The organism is Haloarchaeobius lipolyticus (assembly GCF_051208015.1).
Classification (GTDB): Archaea; Halobacteriota; Halobacteria; order Halobacteriales; family Natrialbaceae; genus Haloarchaeobius.
In genome coordinates this window covers 556,825-575,117 of sequence record NZ_JBPKGF010000002.1, presented here as the reverse complement: position 1 = coordinate 575,117, position 18,293 = coordinate 556,825, and the positions used below count along the sequence as shown (strand labels likewise).

Annotated in this window: 21 protein-coding genes; 14 read left to right on the top strand and 7 right to left on the bottom strand. The window is 65.6% G+C overall.

What is annotated here, in order from left to right:
* Positions 1 to 134 precede the first annotated feature (134 nt).
* Positions 135 to 713: a DUF6149 family protein gene (locus tag ACSC1Y_RS05975; RefSeq protein ID WP_435333778.1), complete on the bottom strand. Its 579-nt coding sequence runs from the start codon at positions 711 to 713 to the stop codon at positions 135 to 137.
* A gap of 198 nt (positions 714 to 911) precedes the next feature.
* Between ACSC1Y_RS05975 and ACSC1Y_RS05970 the strand changes: the two genes are divergently transcribed.
* The 9 genes from ACSC1Y_RS05970 (at position 912) to ACSC1Y_RS05930 (ending at position 9,566) form a co-directional block, all read left to right on the top strand.
* A complete protein-coding gene (locus tag ACSC1Y_RS05970; protein WP_435333777.1) occupies positions 912 to 2,159 on the top strand; it encodes an NAD(P)/FAD-dependent oxidoreductase in 1,248 nt (415 codons plus the stop codon).
* 114 nt (positions 2,160 to 2,273) lie between these two features.
* A complete protein-coding gene (locus tag ACSC1Y_RS05965; protein WP_435333776.1) occupies positions 2,274 to 2,504 on the top strand; it encodes a hypothetical protein in 231 nt (76 codons plus the stop codon).
* Positions 2,505 to 2,581: 77 nt separating this feature from the next.
* Entirely contained in the window at positions 2,582 to 2,995 is a 414-nt protein-coding gene (locus ACSC1Y_RS05960) for a DUF7124 domain-containing protein (protein WP_435333775.1), read from the top strand.
* 72 nt (positions 2,996 to 3,067) lie between these two features.
* Positions 3,068 to 3,598: a DUF5815 family protein gene (locus tag ACSC1Y_RS05955; RefSeq protein ID WP_435333774.1), complete on the top strand. Its 531-nt coding sequence runs from the start codon at positions 3,068 to 3,070 to the stop codon at positions 3,596 to 3,598.
* A 71-nt stretch (positions 3,599 to 3,669) separates the two neighbouring features.
* On the top strand, positions 3,670 to 3,909 hold the full coding sequence (locus ACSC1Y_RS05950) for a hypothetical protein (RefSeq protein ID WP_435333773.1): 240 nt from the start codon (positions 3,670 to 3,672) through the stop codon (positions 3,907 to 3,909).
* A 281-nt stretch (positions 3,910 to 4,190) separates the two neighbouring features.
* The gene (gene carB / locus ACSC1Y_RS05945; protein ID WP_435333772.1) at positions 4,191 to 7,352 is read left to right on the top strand and encodes a carbamoyl-phosphate synthase large subunit; all 3,162 of its coding nucleotides are present in this window, start codon (positions 4,191 to 4,193) and stop codon (positions 7,350 to 7,352) included.
* Between the two features lie 106 nt (positions 7,353 to 7,458).
* A complete protein-coding gene (locus ACSC1Y_RS05940) occupies positions 7,459 to 8,418 on the top strand; it encodes a PrsW family intramembrane metalloprotease (RefSeq protein ID WP_435333771.1) in 960 nt (319 codons plus the stop codon).
* A gap of 62 nt (positions 8,419 to 8,480) precedes the next feature.
* Entirely contained in the window at positions 8,481 to 8,723 is a 243-nt protein-coding gene (locus ACSC1Y_RS05935) for a DUF8015 family protein (RefSeq protein WP_435333770.1), read from the top strand.
* A gap of 93 nt (positions 8,724 to 8,816) precedes the next feature.
* The gene (locus tag ACSC1Y_RS05930; protein WP_435333769.1) at positions 8,817 to 9,566 is read left to right on the top strand and encodes an NAD(P)H-binding protein; all 750 of its coding nucleotides are present in this window, start codon (positions 8,817 to 8,819) and stop codon (positions 9,564 to 9,566) included.
* Positions 9,567 to 9,610: 44 nt separating this feature from the next.
* Here the strand turns inward: ACSC1Y_RS05930 and carA are convergent, their stop codons facing one another.
* Positions 9,611 to 10,690 carry a glutamine-hydrolyzing carbamoyl-phosphate synthase small subunit gene (gene carA / locus ACSC1Y_RS05925; protein WP_435333768.1) on the bottom strand — a complete coding sequence of 360 codons (1,080 nt, stop codon included), beginning with the start codon at positions 10,688 to 10,690 and terminating at the stop codon, positions 9,611 to 9,613.
* A gap of 102 nt (positions 10,691 to 10,792) precedes the next feature.
* Here carA and ACSC1Y_RS05920 point away from each other — a divergent pair, with 102 nt between their 5' ends.
* Both ACSC1Y_RS05920 and ACSC1Y_RS05915 read left to right on the top strand, forming a co-directional pair.
* The gene (locus ACSC1Y_RS05920; protein ID WP_435333767.1) at positions 10,793 to 11,206 is read left to right on the top strand and encodes an Lrp/AsnC family transcriptional regulator; all 414 of its coding nucleotides are present in this window, start codon (positions 10,793 to 10,795) and stop codon (positions 11,204 to 11,206) included.
* A gap of 289 nt (positions 11,207 to 11,495) precedes the next feature.
* On the top strand, positions 11,496 to 11,762 hold the full coding sequence (locus tag ACSC1Y_RS05915; RefSeq protein WP_435333766.1) for a hypothetical protein: 267 nt from the start codon (positions 11,496 to 11,498) through the stop codon (positions 11,760 to 11,762).
* 279 nt (positions 11,763 to 12,041) lie between these two features.
* Here ACSC1Y_RS05915 and ACSC1Y_RS05910 read toward each other — a convergent pair whose 3' ends face one another.
* Positions 12,042 to 12,713, bottom strand: coding sequence for a PHP domain-containing protein (locus tag ACSC1Y_RS05910; RefSeq protein WP_435333765.1), 672 nt, complete (start codon positions 12,711 to 12,713; stop codon positions 12,042 to 12,044).
* Positions 12,714 to 12,764: 51 nt separating this feature from the next.
* On the opposite strand from ACSC1Y_RS05910, the gene ACSC1Y_RS05905 reads away from it, so the two are divergent.
* Together ACSC1Y_RS05905 and ACSC1Y_RS05900 are read left to right on the top strand one after the other, a co-directional pair.
* Entirely contained in the window at positions 12,765 to 13,658 is an 894-nt protein-coding gene (locus ACSC1Y_RS05905; protein ID WP_435333764.1) for a diacylglycerol/lipid kinase family protein, read from the top strand.
* 44 nt (positions 13,659 to 13,702) lie between these two features.
* On the top strand, positions 13,703 to 14,281 hold the full coding sequence (locus ACSC1Y_RS05900) for an NUDIX hydrolase (protein ID WP_435333763.1): 579 nt from the start codon (positions 13,703 to 13,705) through the stop codon (positions 14,279 to 14,281).
* A gap of 22 nt (positions 14,282 to 14,303) precedes the next feature.
* Here the strand turns inward: ACSC1Y_RS05900 and ACSC1Y_RS05895 are convergent, their stop codons facing one another.
* Both ACSC1Y_RS05895 and ACSC1Y_RS05890 read right to left on the bottom strand, forming a co-directional pair.
* Positions 14,304 to 14,561 carry a DUF7977 family protein gene (locus tag ACSC1Y_RS05895; RefSeq protein WP_435333762.1) on the bottom strand — a complete coding sequence of 86 codons (258 nt, stop codon included), beginning with the start codon at positions 14,559 to 14,561 and terminating at the stop codon, positions 14,304 to 14,306.
* Positions 14,551 to 15,591 carry a zinc-binding dehydrogenase gene (locus tag ACSC1Y_RS05890; RefSeq protein WP_435333761.1) on the bottom strand — a complete coding sequence of 347 codons (1,041 nt, stop codon included), beginning with the start codon at positions 15,589 to 15,591 and terminating at the stop codon, positions 14,551 to 14,553. Before ACSC1Y_RS05890 ends, ACSC1Y_RS05895 begins: the two co-directional genes overlap by 11 nt.
* 114 nt (positions 15,592 to 15,705) lie before the next feature.
* Here ACSC1Y_RS05890 and ACSC1Y_RS05885 point away from each other — a divergent pair, with 114 nt between their 5' ends.
* Positions 15,706 to 16,302: a MogA/MoaB family molybdenum cofactor biosynthesis protein gene (locus tag ACSC1Y_RS05885; protein WP_435333760.1), complete on the top strand. Its 597-nt coding sequence runs from the start codon at positions 15,706 to 15,708 to the stop codon at positions 16,300 to 16,302.
* A gap of 84 nt (positions 16,303 to 16,386) precedes the next feature.
* Here the strand turns inward: ACSC1Y_RS05885 and ACSC1Y_RS05880 are convergent, their stop codons facing one another.
* Positions 16,387 to 16,704, bottom strand: coding sequence for a cupin domain-containing protein (locus ACSC1Y_RS05880; RefSeq protein ID WP_435333759.1), 318 nt, complete (start codon positions 16,702 to 16,704; stop codon positions 16,387 to 16,389).
* Between the two features lie 578 nt (positions 16,705 to 17,282).
* Positions 17,283 to 18,290, bottom strand: a complete 1,008-nt coding sequence (locus tag ACSC1Y_RS05875; RefSeq protein ID WP_435333758.1) for a DUF4397 domain-containing protein — start codon at positions 18,288 to 18,290, stop codon at positions 17,283 to 17,285.
* Positions 18,291 to 18,293 lie beyond the last annotated feature (3 nt).

Here is an 18,293-nt window from a genome sequence, read left to right as displayed (position 1 = left end):
TGAAACGAGTACCGTCGCAGTGCCGTGTATTGGTCCGTTAACGGGTTCAAGTGGCCGTCCGCGGCCAAGCCGGGCCTGAATCTGACTCCGCTGTCAGGTCTGATTCGTGCAAGGTCGCGCGATTCCGAGACGCTTCACTCGTCCTCCAGGCCGAGCTCTTTGCCGGGGTCGATGTCCTCGGGCTCGTCCCGTCCACCGACGACGACCTCGCCGTCTGCCGTCTCGACGTAGACGTCGTCGGCGAATCCACCTTCCGCGTGCGGGTGCTCCGGGTCCTCCAGCTTCTCCGGCGTCGACGGTGCCTCGGCGATGCCGCCGGCGGGGCGGAAGTCGCCGAGCGGGTCGTCGATGGTGATGCCGTGGGCGCGGAAGAACGACTCGTAGCGGTCGTAGTGCGTCTCGAGTTCGTCGGCGGGGAACTCCATCATCTCCGTCCAGCCGTGGTTGTAGAAGTCGAAATTGCCCTGGACGTGAGTTATCTCTCTGGCCTCGGCTTCGGGGTAGTGGTCGAGGGCGGCGAGATAGGTGTCGATGGTCGCCGCGAAGAAGTCGTCGAGGTGTTCGCGCCGCTCCTCGCGGTGTGACTCGTCGGCCTTCTCGAGGAAGATGCGGGTGTGCAGGTCGACCAGCTTCTCGGTCGCGACGTCGCCGAGGAGCGGTGCCGTCAGCGCGGTCTTGTAGGCGAAGTGTTTGACGTTCTGGCGTATCTTCATCGTGGGCGAGGCTTGGAAGTGGAGCGCCAAGAACGTCCCGCCCCCGGAAGCGGATGGAACGCTCACCGTGCGTCCGGGCGGAGTGGACACGACTGCTGACCGAGAATGCGTGTGAATCTCTGGCGCCTGACAGCGGTCACGTCGCTGAAAACGACTGAATGGCAATCCACTTTAACCCCCGCGTCGAAGCCATGCCGTATGAGCGAGTCGTACGTCATCATCGGCGATGGTATCGCCGGTGGCTCGGCTGCCAAAACACTCCGCGAGGAGTCGCCGGACGCCGACATCACCGTCCTGACGGACGAGGGCGAACCGCTGTACAACCGAATTCTCATCAAAGAGTACGCGAAGGGGAAGATCCCGATGGAGGACCCCCTGTTCCTCCACGACGAGGACTGGTACGCCGAGCGTGACATCGACCTCGAACTGAACACCCACGTCACGACCGTCGACACGGACGCACACGTCATCGAGACCCACCAGGGCGACGAATACGAGTACGACAAGCTGCTCGTCGCCACGGGTGGCACCCCGACGCAGCTCCCCGTCGACAACTCCGACGCGGAGGGCGTCAACCACTTCTGGACCTTCCAGGATGCTCGCGAAATCGCGGAGCACGCCGAAGACTCCTCGAAGGGTATCGTCGTCGGTGCCGGCCTCCTCGGTATCGACTTCGCCGCGGTCTGTGGGGCACGCGGCATCGACGCGAAGTACCTCATGCGCGGTGACTGCTGGTGGCGCTACGCGCTCAGCGAGGACGGCGGCGAAATCATCCACGAGGCGCTTCGCGAGATGGGCGTCGAACCCGTCTTCCAGTCCGGCGTCGACCACTTTACGGTGGACGACGACGGCATCGTGAACGGCGCGGTCGACCCCAACGGCGAGGAGTACGAGGGAGACTTCGTCGGCGTCGCCATCGGCCTGAACTTCAACACCGAGTTCCTCCGCGGCTCCGGCATCGAGACGGACAACGGCATCGTCGTCGACGAGTACATGCAGACCAACGTCGAGGACGTCTACTCCGCCGGCGACATCACGAAGTTCTACGACGTCATCCTCGAAGAGCACGCCCAGAACGGCTCGTGGGACTCCGCGAAGAAGCAGGGCGCCATCGCCGCGAAGAACATGGCGAACGACGAGAACGAGGAGTTCCGCCACGTCTCCTCCTACTCCATCTCGCACTTCGATGGCCTACCGTTCGTCTCGTTCGGCCACCCAACCCTGGGCGACGACGACGCAGAACGCAAGTACTCGGACACCGAGTGGCGCCGCCTCACGTTCAAGAACGGCAAGCTCATCGGCGGCGTCCTCATCGGCGACCTGAAGCTCCAGTCGACGTTCAAGCGCATCATCCGCGATGAGCGCGACCTCACCGGACAGAAGGAGGTCCTGCTCGAGGAGGACTTCGACGTGGAGATGCTCGACGCGCCCGCACAGGAACAGTAGTCTAACGAGCAGTATTTTCGCGGTCTCACCTTCGCTCGTCCCAGTTACGTTCAGGTGATTTCGGAACATCAGCCGAAGCTTTAAGCCGAAGTGTGTCATACTGTACCACGACCCATGGCAGTTAGTGACACCATAGCGGGTAGCCTCCGTCTCACGACCGTGGACTCGGTCCCGGCAGGTGCGACGGTTCGCCACGCCGACCAGCTCTCGGACGAAGCGTTCGCCCAGGTCGTCAAGCTCGTCACCGAGGACGGCCCGCGCACGCTCCGAGAGCGGCCAGCACCCGACCTGAAGAACGGGGAGATAATCGTGTTCACTGACTACCTGCAGGTCCAGATTCGCTGAGTCCAGCGACCCCTACCCGAGAGGCCGTCGGCTCCGTTCCGATACCGTTTTCCGCGCACCGAAGCGACGTTACAGACATGAACGGCGGGAACAGCGGAACGATGACGTTGGCCTTCGAGCTGTCCGCGCTCAAGTCGCTGGCCAACCCGGAGGCGGTGTTCGACGACGCACGGCAGTGGAGCAAGTACGTCGGCGTCGTCTCCGACGAGCCGACCTACGTCGTCACCAACTTCACGCGCAAGAACCGCATCCGACAGGACTTCTTCTCGGGCCCTCGCGGGAAGGAGGAGAGTCTGGAGAGCGTCGGTGAGCAGTTCGACACGGACCGACACGTCTTCGTCTCGACGACCCAGGCCGACGCCGACCTCGCCGAATCGGTCGGCTGGGAGTACCTCCCCGTCGAGGACGCGGCCGAAGCCGCCGGCTGGGAGCTGGCCGACGAGGACGAGACCGACGCGGAGGAAGCACCGGTCCGCGACGACTGGCCCTGAACAGACCGGACACCGTTTCAGGACCGACGCCAGAGCGCGCCACTTTTCAGGTTCGGAGCCCCACCACGTGACATGACCGAGCCACGCGTACCGGGCGGGTCGGGAACCGAGCTCTCGCTCCCTGACGGGCCCACCGTCGACGTCGGACGGATCGACCTCGGGATGCGGGAGTACGTCGAGGACGGCGAGCACTACGCCGTCGTGATGGACGTCCACCCGCCGTCTCGATTCTTCCCGGAATCGCTCGTCGCCGTTCTCCAGGAGACCGTCGAGCCGGCGGACGAGTTCGACGAGTTCGGGACGCCCCACCTCATGGGGATGGTGATGGAGGAGTTCCCGCAGAAGGTGGCGAGCGCGGACGTCTCCGACGACGGGACCATCGGCTGTTCGATGGTCTGGCTGACCGAGTTCGACGACCGACGCCTCCACGAGATAATCGTCGAACTGGTCGTCGAACTGATGGAACACGCCATCAGTCACGCCGAGGACGACTCCTCCGTCTCGGAGTTCGAGCGACAGATGCTGGAGTTCGACGTGAGCGAGTTCGTCGAACAGTACCGCGAGCAGCGCGATTTCACCAGCGAACACGACCGCGCCCTCTGAGCGGCGTCACACGGCGGCCCTTCTGTTTCCTGGCATCATTTTATTGTACTGGACGTTCTGTTTCCGCGTACATGCACGACCGCCAGAGCGAGTTCGAGCGAATCGTAGCCGTCCTCGCGGAGGCGGACGCAGAGGAGCCGCTCTCTGCGCGGGAGATCGTCGACGTACTCGACGAGCACGACGAGGACCTGGGGAGTGCCCACCGCGTCGCGACCATCCTCGGTCGGTACGCGGAACGCGGCGTCGTCGAGGTCATCCGCGACCAGCCGTACCAGTATCGGATTCGAGAGACGTCCGACGCACTCAACTGAGACGGGCGCCAGCGCTCTGGTCGGGGGTGCCGGGCGATATCCTGCCTCTTCATCGATGCCCCAGCGTCGGCTTTCACGTCCTGCCGACGTCGTGACCGCCGGAACTCACCGACCTGTTTCGTGGATTTTGGGTACTGTTGTCCGTTCTGGCTCGAGTTCTCCGTGAGACCGGACGGTGCAGCCGCGTTCGCACGTGGTTCGAATTTCGAAATACCGTTACGTTTCTCGTAGAGTATCGTGGCTCTTATTACGATGTACGAACTGCACCTGAACAGAGACACATGACCGGCGGGACAACCGACCACGGCGACGGACGCACCATCCTCCTCATCGGGAGCGGACCCATCCAGATCGGCCAGGCAGCGGAGTTCGACTACTCCGGCGCGCAGGCCTGTCGCGCACTCCAGGAGGAGGGCGCACGAGTCGTCCTCGTGAACTCGAACCCGGCGACGATCATGACCGACCCGGACATGGCCGACCGCGTCTACATCGAACCCATCACGACGGAGGCCATCACCGAGATCATCGAGAAGGAGCGCCCCGACGGCGTTATCGCTGGCCTCGGCGGCCAGACCGGGCTGAACGTCACCGCAGAGCTCTCCGAGGAGGGCGTTCTCGAGGAGTACGATGTCGATATCCTCGGGACGCCGCTCGACACGATCTACGCGACGGAAGACCGCGACCTCTTCCGCCAGCGGATGGAGAAGATCGGCGAGCCCGTGCCGAAGTCGACGACCATCACCCTCGAAGAGGGCGAGAAGGTCTCCGAACTGAGCGAGGAAGCCATCGCGGACCGCGTCGAGGCGGCGGTCGAGGAGGTCGGCGGCCTCCCCGTCATCTCGCGCACCACGTACACCCTCGGCGGGAGCGGCTCCGGCGTCGTCGAAGACATGGACGAGCTGAAACGCCGCGTGCGCAAGGGCCTGCGCCTCTCGCGCAACAACGAGGTTCTCATCACCGAGTCCATCGCGGGCTGGGTCGAACTCGAGTACGAGGTGATGCGCGACGCCGACGACTCGTGTATCATCATCTGTAACATGGAGAACCTCGACCCCATGGGTATCCACACCGGCGAATCCACGGTCGTCACGCCCAGCCAGGTCATCCCAGACGAGGGACACCAGGCGATGCGCGACTCGGCGCTGAAGGTCATCCGCGAACTCGGCATCGAGGGCGGCTGTAACATCCAGCACGCGTGGCGCGACGACGGCACGCCCGGCGGCGAGTACCGCGTCGTCGAGGTCAACCCGCGCGTCTCGCGTTCGTCGGCGCTCGCATCGAAGGCGACGGGCTACCCGATCGCCCGTGTGACCGCGAAGGTCGCACTCGGCAAGCGCCTCCACGAGATAACGAACGAGATCACCGGCCAGACCACGGCCGCGTTCGAGCCCGCCATCGACTACGTGGTCACGAAGGTTCCGCGCTGGCCCAAGGACAAGTTCCCGGAGACGGACTTCACGCTCAGCACCGCGATGAAGTCCACCGGGGAAGCGATGGCCATCGGACGAACGTTCCAGGAGAGCCTGCTGAAGGCGCTCCGCTCGAGCGAGTACGACCCAGACGTCGACTGGGACGAGGTACCGGACGAGGAGCTGGAACAGGACTACCTCGTCCGGCCGACTCCGGACCGCCCGTACGCCATGTTCGAGGCGTTCAACCGCGGTTACTCCGTCGAGCAGGTCTGTGAGATGACCGGCATCAAGGAGTGGTACGTCGAGCGCTACAAGAACATCGCAGACTCGTTCGCTGCCGCGGCCGACGGCGACTTCACCGCAGCGGCCATCGCAGGTCACACCAACGCGTCCATCGCCGAGGCGACGGGCGCGACGGTCGACGAGGTCGAGCAGTCCGTCCCCGGCCGGACGTACAAGCAGGTCGACACCTGCGCCGGCGAGTTCGCCGCCCAGACGCCGTACTACTACTCTGCGCGCAAGCCCGAGTGGGAGAGCGGTCCGTACGAGGGCGAGGCGGCCGGTGGCGAGCTCAAGATCGACACCGACGTCGAGAGCGTCGTCGTGGTCGGCGGCGGCCCCATTCGCATCGGCCAGGGGGTCGAGTTCGACTACTGTTCGGTCCACGCAATACGCGCACTCCGCGAACTCGGCATCGACGCCCACGTCGTGAACAACAACCCGGAGACGGTCTCGACGGACTACGACACCTCCGACGGCCTGTTCTTCGAGCCAATCAACGCCGAGGAAGTCGCAGACGTCATCGAGGCCATCGGGGCAGACGGCGTGATGGTCCAGTTCGGTGGCCAGACCTCCGTCGACATCGGCGAACCGCTCGAGAAGGAGCTCGAACGGCGCGGACTCGACTGCAAAATCATGGGTACCAGCGTCGAGGCGATGGACCTCGCGGAGGACCGCGACCGGTTCAACCGCCTGATGGACGACCTGGGAATCGCCCAGCCCGAGGGTGGCGCCGCGACGAGCGAAGCGGAGGCGCTCGAACTCGCGAACGACATCGGCTACCCCGTCCTGGTCCGTCCGAGCTACGTCCTCGGTGGCCGCGCGATGGACGTGGTCTACGACGACGAAGAGCTGAAGACCTACATGGAGGAGGCGGTCCGGGTCAGCCCGAACAAGCCCATCCTCATCGACGACTTCCTCGAGAGCGCGGTCGAGCTCGACGTCGACGCCGTCTCCGACGGGGAGGAGGTCCTCATCGGCGGTATCATGGAGCACGTCGAGACCGCAGGCGTCCACTCCGGCGACTCGGCCTGCATGATTCCGCCGCGCTCGCTCGACGAGGAGACGCTCGCCCGCGTCCGCGAGGTCACGGAGGACATCGCCCGCGCGCTCGACACGGTCGGGCTGATGAACGTCCAGCTCGCCGTGCGCGACGGCGAGGTGTTCGTCCTCGAGGCGAACCCGCGTTCCTCCCGCACGGTCCCGTACGTCTCGAAGGCGACGGGCGTCCCGATTGCCAAGCTCGCCGCGAAGGTGATGACGGGCAAGACGCTCGCCGAACTCGACGCCGAGGAGCAGATCCCCGAGCACACGAGCATCAAGGAGGTCGTCCTCCCGTTCGACCGCCTGCCGAACTCGGACCCGCGCCTCGGCCCGGAGATGAAGTCCACCGGTGAGGTCATGGGTACCGCGAGCGGCTTCGGGATGGCCTACTGGAAGTCCCAGCAGGCCTCGATGAACGCCGTCTCGGAGGGGACCGCCGTGGTCGACCTGCCGGTCGACGGCTTCGAGGAGTACTTCGACGTCCAGACGTTCGACGACACCCCGCAGGCAATCCGCGAGGGTAAGGTCCAGTTCGTCGTCAGCGACGACCTCGAGACGCTCAAGACCGCCGTCGAGGAGGACGTCTGCTACCTGACGACGGAGGCGAGTGCGAACGCCTACCTCGAAGGGCTCGCCGCGAAGGACGGCGACCTCGAGGTCATGGCGGTCTCCGACCGTCCGCGCCGGACGGCCGACTGGGGCAAGTAGACGCACTCGTCCGGTTTCGGCTCTGCATCGCTGACTCCGTTCCTCTTCGAGGGTAACTGTCTTGGCCCTGTTCCTACCCGCATGGAGCGTCAAGCATGGCGTACGAATGGGGGAGTCAGAACAGACGGAGGACCCGGTGAAACGCGAACTGGGCGACAAGTACGACGTCACGTCCTGGGAGACACGGACACGCTTCGACTCGGTCGCCGAGTCGGTCCACAGCGGGCTCCAGACCACCTCTCGCTGGCTGGTCATCCTGCTCGCACTCGTGCTGTTCCTCGGGCAGATGGGGCTCGTCCTGTACGCCCTGGCGAGCCGGCCGGGGCTCGGCGTGCTCACGCTGGCGTCGGTCATCCCCGCGTTCGGACTCGCGGGAATCATCTGGTACGGCGACCCGACGATGCGCGAGCCGGTGCTCGCGCTGTCGGTGACGTTCCTGCTGGCCGTGCTGTTCGCCAGCTTCGCCGCGACGGTGAACAGCGTGCTCCAGCCGCTCGTGACCGCGCTCCCGTTCGTCGGGATGGTCGTGTTCTTCTTCCTCGTCGTCGGCCCCGTCGAGGAGTTCGTCAAGTGGCTCTCGGTCAGGCTGTTCGCCTACCGGACGGACGACTTCGACGCGGTGGTCGACGGGGCGGTCTACGGCGCCGTCGCCGGTCTCGGCTTCGCCACCATCGAGAACGCTCTGTACATCTCGAAGGTGCTCATCGATGCGGGGACCATCCAGGCGAGCGTCCCGACCACGGACGCCATCGGCATGGCGACCCAGCGAGCCTTCGTCGGCCCCGGGCACGTGCTGTACTCCGCCGTCGCCGGCTACTACCTCGGGCTGGCGAAGTTCAACCCCGACGACTGGGGACCGATAGTCGTGAAGGGCCTGCTGCTCGCAGCGGCTATCCACGCAACGTACAACTCCCTGGTCAGTACTCTGCCGTTCGGCGTGTTCGACGGACTCGTCGCGACCGGCGCCTTCCTGGCGTTCGTCCTCGCCTTCGACGGGGCGATCGGCTACTTCCTCTACCGGAAGGTCTCGCGCTACCGCTCGGCGTACGCTCGGGTCGACGCCTGACGGCCGAGGCGAACCAGCTATATTTTTGAGGAGTAGCGTCGTACAGTCTCGCCGGTGATTTCATGCGAAGGGGTGACAGTAGCTCAGCGCTCGATGCATCGTCGACAGGCCGACCGTTCTCCCGCTACGACCTCGTCCTCCTGTTCATCCCGCTCGCCTTCGTCACGGCTGCCGTCGCTGCCGTCGCGTTCTCGATTCCGGTCCACCGGGCCGTCACGGTCGGCGGTGGCTGCTGTCTGGTCGCCCTCGCCGACGCCCTGTTCGTCAATCCGCCCGGTCGTGGGGAGGGTCGTGCGAACGGCTGAGCGCGGCTGGCGAACGTGTCTCCATTCGGTACAGAGTGGGTTCCAGTCAACTGCACGGAACGGTTAACCTGCCGCAGGTAGAAACGTGGTATCGTGACCCACGACACCTATCGATTGCTCGTTGCGGGGGCATCTGGTGAGACTGGGACCGCCCTCCTGCGCTATCTCGAGCCGACGGACTACGCCGTCCGGGCGTTCACCGGCGACGAACGGGCCGAGTCGAGCCTCCTGTCCGCGGGCGCGGACGAGGTCGTCGTCGGTGACCTTCACGACGAGTCGGATGCCGCTCGAGCCGTCGCCAACGTGGACGCGGTCATCTGCGCTGTCGAACCGAACTGGCACTCGCTCTTCTGGGGCCGACTCGACGTCGGCTCGGGTGTCCGGACCCTCGTAGACGCTGCGGTCCGGGCGGGCGTCTCCTACATCGTCCTCGAGTCCATCATCGGCGTCGACGACTCCCGACCCGGGATGGTCCTCCCGCTCCGCCTCCTCTACCATCGTCGGCTGGTCGCCCGCGCCCAGACCGAAGACCACGTCCGGTCGTCGGGGCTGGGCTACACCATCATCCGGCGGGGCCGCGCGGACGGTGGCGACGCGACTCACGACATCGTCGTCGCCGAAGGCGGCGACACCGTCTCCGGGAGCGTCCGCCGGAGCGACGTCGCCTGGCTCCTGGTCGCGGCACTGACGACGCCGGAAGCTCGGAACAGGACGTTCGAGGTCGTCTCACCACGCTGCGTGACCGACGGCGCGCAGGGAGTGGTCGAGGTCGACTGGCGCGGCCCGGAGTCCGGACTGGTCGCGAGGCGGTCCGACTATACGATACCGTCGTCGCAGGAGTAGCGGGTCGGAGGAGGGCCGGCTTCGAGAATCGTAATCCGTCTTCGTCAGTCGTCAGCAACGGCCAGCGTCCGGCCGTCGGTCGCGTCGACCATGCTGAGCACGTCGTCGAAGAACGCGAGCGTGTCGTTCGGGCCGGGGTTCGCCTCGGGGTGGTACTGGCGCGTGATGATGTTCAGCTCGTCGTTGTCGAGGCCCTCCGGCGTGTCGTCGTTGACGTTGCGCTGGGTGACCGTGAGGTTCGGGCCGGGGTCGACCACGGTGTAGCCGTGGTTCTGCGTCGTCATGACGACCTTGTTGGAGCGGGTGTCGATGACGGGCTGGTTGACGCCGCGGTGGCCGAAGTCCATCTTCTCGGTGGTGCCGCCCAGCGCGCGGGCGACGATCTGCTGACCGAGGCAGATGCCCGCGATGGGGAGCTCGCCGACGAACTCGTCGACGAGCGAGACGGCGGCTTCGAAGTTCGCGGGGTCGCCCGGTCCGTTCGAGATGAACAGGATGTCCGGGTTGATGGCCGTTATCTCGTCGGGGGTCGTGTCGTACGGGACGACGTGGACCGTCGCGTCACGGTCGACGAGCGAGTCGATGATGGAGCGCTTCGCGCCACAGTCGACGAGCGCGACGGTCGGGCCGTCGCCGGTCTGGTTGTGGACGACGGGCGTGTCGACCGAGACCTGCGCGCCGATGTCGGCGTGCTCGCTCATCGTCTTGCACTTCTCGAGTTCGTCGAGCGCGTCCTGCGGCGTCACGTCGTCGCCGACGGCGATGCCGCACTTCATCGCACCGCTCTCGCGGATGTCGATGACGAGGTCGCGGGTGTCGAGGTGGTCCACGGCGGGGACGCCCTCGGCGGTCAGCCAGTCCGCGACGTCGTCGGTCAGCTCCCGAGCGACGACCGCCCGGGGGTGGACGCGGTCGGACTCGAAGCGTTCGGGTCGGACACCGTAGTTGCCGATGAGGGGATACGCGAAGGTGAGTATCTGTTCTTCGTACGAGGGGTCGGTGAGACTCTCCTCGTATCCTGTGTACGCTGTCGTGAAAACCAGTTCGCCACGGGCTGTGCCTGGTGAGCGACCACGGGCCTCGACGACGTGGCCACCCTCCAGTGCGACGTAGGCGTCCGTCATTACGAGATACGTATCGTCGGAGCCAAATAAGTCTTACTTTCGAAATCTGATTACGAATTTCGTAACGGTCAAGTTTTGCGGGCCTGTACTATCGCATCTCACATGGACGAACTCGACCGGCAGATACTGAACATCCTCCGACGAGACGCACGGACACCCTACACAGAAATCGCAGAACGCGTCGGGACCAGCGAGGGCACCGTCCGCAACCGCGTCGAGCGGATGACCCGCGACGACGTCATCGAGCGGTTCACCGTCGCGACCCGGACGGGTAACGTGAAGGCGATGATCGAGGTCGGCGTCGCCGTCGACGTCGACACGACCCAGATATCCGACCGGATGGCCGAGTGGGAGGAGGTCGACTTCGTCTGGCAGGTCTCCGGCGAGGAGGACATCGTGCTCATCGTCGACTGTGCAGACACCGGCGGCGTCAACAAACTCATCACGCAAGCGCGCGAGCTGGAGGAGGTCGTCTCGACGAAGACGCGGCTGATTCTGGACGAGCGGCTCGGGTAGTGGCCGTCCGCTGTCTTCGCACGCGTGATACTATCTCTGGGTGAGGAACCGACTCTGGACGCGACTACTGATGGCCGCCGGAGACAACTCCGACGTTCGGACAACTCACGTGGCGACACCGTTCATGTCGAACTCACCGGCGCGCTGAGGCTAATCACCCGTTAGGACAGGTCGCAGTCGTGCGGTTCGGTCGATTACTCGGTGAGCAGAACTTTATACGAAACGAGAACTAGTTGGTACACAACAATTAGATATATCTTGTGGCCGAAGAAACTGCTGGCTGGTTCACATGGCCACCCCGAACAAACGATTCGGAGACGACCACGCCACCCTGGAGGCGACCACCAACACCGGTGCCGCCTTCGTGATGATGATGTTGGCCCAGCTGGTGCTGTTGTTCACCTTCTGGATCACGCTGTGGCCGACGGCGTTCGGCATCCCACAGGACGTTCGACTCATCACGGCGCTGGTCGGCTTCTTCACGGGGGCGGCGGTACTCGGTCTGTACGAGGGTCTGAAGATCCTCCTGCAACAGACCAGCGACCCGCACGCGTGAACCGAGACCACTGAAGGAGAGGGTTGGGTGGCCATCTGGGGAACCGAGACCGGGGAGACCCGGCCTGCAGTGTCACATCTGGCGGCGGCGATGGACGGGGCGCGACCGCAGTGCAGTTGCAGCTGGTAGCCGCGTCGGCTTCGGCCGACCGGCACAGGCATCCCACCAACATCCCATCGCGTCCACCGTCCTCGACCGCTTTCTGACGCGCTCGATAGCCGAGTGAGTGCGACGTCTCTCGGTATCCGAGTTACGTCTCCACGGCTGTCGTCGATACCGTCACCGCTCTCTCGTCGGCGGCTCGAGCTGGCCCTTCCAGTCGTGGATGAGCGTGTACAGCCGACCGAGGGCGCGGTGCATCGGGCCGACCTCGGTCTCGGGCCGTACTCGACCGTCCCGAATCGCCTCCACGACCGCCTGGGCGGTCCGTTCCTCGGCGTCGACCACGGTGTAGGCGCGCCCGACCTCGAACGGGAAGTGGGCGTCGCTCCCGCCGACGACGGGGATGGAGCGCTCGCGGGCGAGGCGCTCGATACGGCCGCGGTTCTCGGGGTGTTTCCCGTTCACCTCGACGGCGTCGAAGTCGGCGTTCGAGTGGCGGATGCTCCCGTTGCGGAACGGGTGGGCCATCACGGCCACGCAGTCGCGCTCGTGGGCTATCTCGACCGCCTTCACGGGCGTGAGCTCCCCGGGAACCGTCTCCCGGGGTGGGTCCTCGCCGATGACGAGGACGTGACCGGCCGTCGTCGATATCTCGATGCCCGGCAGGAGGACGGGGTCGTGGTTTGAGAACGGGGTGTAGTAGTCGTGGTTCGTGAGCGCGAGCGCGTCGAGCCCGCGGTGGCGCGCGACCTGGGCCAGCAGGCGGACGCCGACCGGGTCGAACGCGTGGCCAAGCCGCTGTTGGCCGTGGAAGAACCGCGTGTGCGTGTGCAGGTCGAGCGTGAACACACTTGGAGAACGTGGACGAACGTCTTTGTCGTTGCCCTGTGAGATGGGAGTATGACAGAGCGCGTTCTGGTCCTCAACCCGAAAAGCGGCGGCGGCAAGCGTACGGACCTGACACGGAAGCTCGCGGAAGCACACGATTTCGCTGTCCGGGAGTCGACCGGCCCCGGCGGCACCTACGACCTCGCGCACGAGGCGGCCGTTGACGGGGCCTCGATGGTCGTCGCCGCCGGCGGCGACGGCACCCTCAACGAGGTCGTCTCGGCGGTCGACGACGCGGGCACGCTGGGGCGGACGACCCTCGGCGTCGTCCCCGCCGGGACGGGCAACAACTTCGCCGACCGAATCGGAATCAGGGGAATCGAGCACTCGTTCAAGGTCCTCGAGTCGGGCCGCCGCCGGCACCTCGACCTCGGCGACGCGAACGGCCACACATTCGTCAACTCCTGCGTCGGGGGACTGACCGCGGAGGCGAGCGTGGCGACGACCCCGGAGATGAAACGCAAGTGGGGCGTGCTCGCCTACGTCATCGCCACGCTCAACGAGTACCGGACCTTCCAGGGGCTGGACGTCGAGGTCCGCGACGAGGACGGCGAGGATGTGTGGACCGGCGACGCCATCGGCATCCTCGTCGGGAACGGTCGACGGTTCGTCGGCGAACCCGGCCTGCAGGCGAACATGGAGGACGGTATGCTGAACGTGGTGCTCATCGAGGACCGGCCCGGGCTCTCGCTCGCGTCCGACGAGGCGGTCAGGCGGTTCCTCCGGCGCGACGCCGACCACCTGACGCGTATCCTCGCGCCACACCTGCACCTCACCGTAAACGGTGGCACGGCCGCCCAGTTCAGCCTCGACGGCGAACGCATCGCCACCGACGAACTGACGGTCCGCTCTCGTCCGCGCTGCATGCGGTTCTGCGTCGGCGAGCGGTATCGCCCCGTCCCCTGAGAGAAGTCGACACCCCTTTTTAGGGGGTCGCCGATGGTACGAGCATGAGCACGCCGAACTCCAGCGAACAGGTCGGCGAGGACCTGCCGCACAAGAACGCGGCACAGGACGTCATCGCCGTCGACGCCGACGACAACGAACAGGGCCTCGTCAACCGACTCGACGCCCACACGGGCGAGGGAATCCGCCACCGGGCGTTCACCTCGCTCGTCTTCGACGAAGACGACAACATCCTCCTCGCCCAGCGCGCGGCCGACAAGCGACTCTGGGGTACCTGGTGGGACGGTACCGTCGCCTCGCACCCGGTCGAGGGACAGTCCCAGGAGGCCGCGACCCGCGAACGGCTGGAGGAGGAACTCGGCATCACGCCCGACCAGTACGACAATCTCCGCCTGACCGACCGCTTCGAGTACAAGCGCTACTTCGAGAACGCGGGCGTCGAGCACGAGGTCTGTGCGGTCCTCAAGCTGACCCTGACGAACACCGACCTCGACCCCGACCCGGAGGAGGTCGAGGGTCTGATGTGGGTCCCGTACGAGCGCCTGCACGACCACCCGGAGTACTACCGACAGCTGCGTCTCTGCCCCTGGTTCGAGATCGCGATGCGCCGGGACTTCGAGTAGGGAAACGCGAGAACGAGCTTTTTCAGGGCCGCGTCGTCGCCCAGACTGCAACCGCACCGAGCACCAGCGCCGGTAGCATCGGGAACGCGAGCAAGGCGACCCAGTACGGGAGGAACGGCGGCTGGACGAGGACGATGATCGGGACGACGAGCAGGCAGAAGATTAGGACGCCGACGACCACCCAGCCGCGCCAGCCGAAGTCGCGTTCGACGCTGGCGGGATGGACCCCGCTCGCGTCGTCCGGTCTGTGTACGTAGCCGTCGTCTTCCTCAGAGCTCACTATCTGGGATTACAACCACCTTCCCAAAGCCCTCACGGTTCTCGAGCAGCTCGTGTGCGCGGGCGGTCTCGCTCATCGGGAGCGTCTCCCTGATGCGCGGCTCGAACGTCCCGTCCCAGACGAGTTCGAGGGCCGTCTCGGCGGAGCCGTGGGTCGCCATCGTCGAGCCGATGACCGAGAGCTGGTTCCAGAAGATGCGGTTGATGTCGGTCTCGGGTCGGCCGCCCGTGGTCGCCCCGCAGGTGACGACGCGGCCGCCGCGTGCGAGCGACTTCAGCGAATCGTGCCAGGTCGCAGCGCCGACGTGGTCGACGACCATGTCGACCCCGCGCTTGCCCGTCAGCTCGCGGATCTCGCTCGCGAAGTCCTCCGACTCGTAGTCGATGACGTGGTCGGCGCCGCACTCCTCCGCGTGTCGGAGCTTCTCCTCGGTGGACGCGGTCGCGTAGACCTCGGCACCGGCGTAGTCCGCGACCTGGACGGCGGCGTGGCCGACCCCGCCGGACGCGCCGAGGACGAGGACGGACTCCCCCGCGGTGAGGTCGCCGCGTTCGATGAGCATCCGCCAGGCGGTCTGGAAGACGAGCGGGGCGGCGGCTGCGGTCTCCCAGTCGACGTGGTCGGGAACCAGCGTGAGATTCTCCTCGGGAACCGCGGCCTGTTCCGCGTGAACACCACGGACGTGCTCGCCGATGACGTGATAGTTCACACAGAGGGCGGCGTCGCCGGTGCGACAGAACTCGCACTTGCCACAGCTGGCTCCTGCGAGTAGTGCGACCCGGTCGCCCGGTTCGAACCGCGTCACTTCCGCGCCGACCTCGAGGACCTCGCCGGCCATGTCGCTCCCCGGAATGTGTGGCATCTCGAGGTGGAGTCCCGGGAGCCCCCGGCGGGTCCAGATATCGAGGTGATTGAGCGCGCCCGCTTTCACGTCGACGAGAACCTCGCCGGCGTCGATCTCTGGGTCCGGGAAGTCCCCGTATTCGATGACGTCCGCGTCGCCATGCTCGTTGAACTGAACGGCTTGCATAGTGAGGTCGTCACAGGGGGATGTGAAAACGCTGTGTATTCGTCGAACGTCTGCCTATAGTTCGACGAATGACGAAACATCGCGGTTTAGTGTCCTCCGGGTGAACCGGCAGCCATGAACGATGGCGGCGATAGTCACGGTCACGACGATTCGGGCGAACACCGGCACGAGCATCACGGCGACGACGGCGGTCACGGGCACGACCACCACGGAAACGACATCACGGAACTCTCGTTCGCGGTCGTGACCGTCTCGTCCTCGCGGTCGATAGACGACGACCCGTCGGGTGACGTCATCGAATCCGCCGTCGAGAACGCTGGTCACACCGTCGCGGTAAGGGAACTCGTCAGAGACGAGTTCGACGGCGTCCAGGGAACGGTCTCCCGGCTCATCGGCCGCAAGGACGTCGACCTCGTCGTCACGACCGGCGGAACTGGCGTCACCCCGGACGACGTGACCGTCGAGGCCATCGACCCGCTGTTCGACAAACGGCTCCCGGGCTTCGGCGAGCTGTTCCGCCGGCTCTCCTACGACGACATCGGATCGACGGTCGTCGCGACCCGGGCGAGTGCGGGCGTCTCGCAGGGCTGTCTGGTGTTCTGCCTGCCGGGGAGTCGCCCAGCAGTCGAGCTGGGAATGAAGGAGATAATCCTGCCCGAGGCGCCGCATCTCGTGGGGCTGGCACGTCGCGACGACGAAGACGAGGAGTGAAGAACGCGGTTCTTCGGGCGTCGTAGAATCGGCCGGTCTCGCCGGACGTCCCGCCGCCGTCGAACGGTCTCTTCCGCCGGAGAGTCAGCCGGGGAACGGTGCGAGCGTCGCGGTCAGCACGGCCGTTTCGTCGCTCTCGTTGCGTGCGCCGTGGACGACGCCACGGTCGTGAAAGACCACGCCGGGCGCGGAGACCGACGCCTCTTCGTCGTCCTGGACGACCGTGACCGTCCCCTCGACGACGTGGAACACGTTCGAAGAGTCGGGGTGTTCGTGGGGAGTCAGTTCGGCTCCGGGGCCGAGCGCGAACGCCTTCACGAGGACGTCGTCAGCGACGACGACTTCGGCGTCGAGGACCGCTCCCGGGTCGGGGTCGAGTTCGGGGTACCTATCGAGTCCCATGTCTTCGACTGGTCGCCTCTCGGCTTAGTGATGGTGGTGGACGTGGTGAACTGGCGGACGGAGCGACGCTGTGAGGGGGTGGGAAAAGGAGGGCGTTGTGGTGGTGGTGGTGGTGGTGGTGCCCGGGGACCAACCGCGGGCAGCCAGTTTGGGGTGGTGGGGTGGGATGTCGACAACCGAACTGTGGGGGGAAGTCGGTGACGACCGACGGTGGTGGTGGTGTCGGCGGAGGCCACTTCGGATTCGGTCTGGTGGGGTGCCTCGATTAGAGGTGTCAGCGTGACCTCCGTTTCACCCTGGGGGCCATACCTACTTGAACCGGGGTGACCGTGCAGCCGAATTCACGGTTTAAACGGTTAGAAACCGTTGTGAGGGTGCATAAACTGTGCCCCACGCTCGAAACCGGTGAATGACGGGAGTTCTGAAATCGGCTGTGAAACGGCGTGAAACGGTCGAGAAACAGAACGTCTGCTGCCCGGCAGACGGTGGTGGGGGTGTATCCATGTCTGTACGGCCACCCCCCGGTCTGTGCGGTCCGGTTCAGCGACGGTCAGTCAACGCGTGCGGTTCTGCTCCGGTCAGGCGGTTGGACAGGTGTCCGTGCCCATCGACTTGAACCAGTTGATTCCGCTCTTCGGACCCTGGTCCTGCTCTTCCTCGTCGACGGGTTCGTCCTCGAGCTCCTCTTCGTCGATGGGTTCGTCCTCGAACTCACCCTCGTCGAACGGGTCGTCTTCGAACTCCCCTTCGTCGAACGGGCCGTCTTCCATCTCCTCCTCGTCGACGGGTCCATCCTCGAGTTCGTCCTCATCGAGGGGTTCGTCCTCCTCGCCCGAGTGAGCGATGCCGTCCTCCGTGGTCAGGAACTCGATACTCGGCTGGTCCTCCTCCGGGGAGAGATAGCCGATCGCGAGGACGGTGTGGGCAGACCCCGCCTCCAGGTCCAGTTTGAGTTCCTTCAGGGCCTCCGCCTCGACATCCTCGGCGGGGTAGACCTCAGCGAGGGTCGCCCCTGCAGGCACGGTCATGTAGTCGCTCGATTCACCGAACGAGATGCTCTCGATGACGGCGACGTCCTCGTCGGACGCGTCCTCACTGTCGGGGCCGACGATGACCTGCACCGCGGGCGCGTCCGGGGACGCGTGGGCGACCCGGACGAGTGCTGCGTCCTGGTCGGCGGCGTTCTGGAGTTCCATCTCGGTCGGGTCCGTGAGCAGTATCGGCTTGAACGTCCCATCGTTCAGCTCACCGGTCGCGATGACCGTGTGTGAACCCTCCGGGATATCCGTCTCGGCGTCGAAGACGGTCGCTTGCACGTCCCCGGCGGCGGTGATTTTCAGCTGATGTTTCCCGGGTTCGAGATCGAGGTACTCGCTGACCGTCGAGAACGGCACGTCCGAGAGTACCTTCTCGCCGTCGACGTAGACGTCGACGTTGGGCGCGTCGGGTGAGGCGTGGATGACGCGGACCGACGCCATGGTTGGCGTGGTCTCACCCATACCGTCCTCGTCCTTGCCCTTGGCCTCGTGATAATGCGCCAGTACGTTGGCGCTTCCGAGCCCCCCGAGCGCGAATGTTCCCCCCACGAT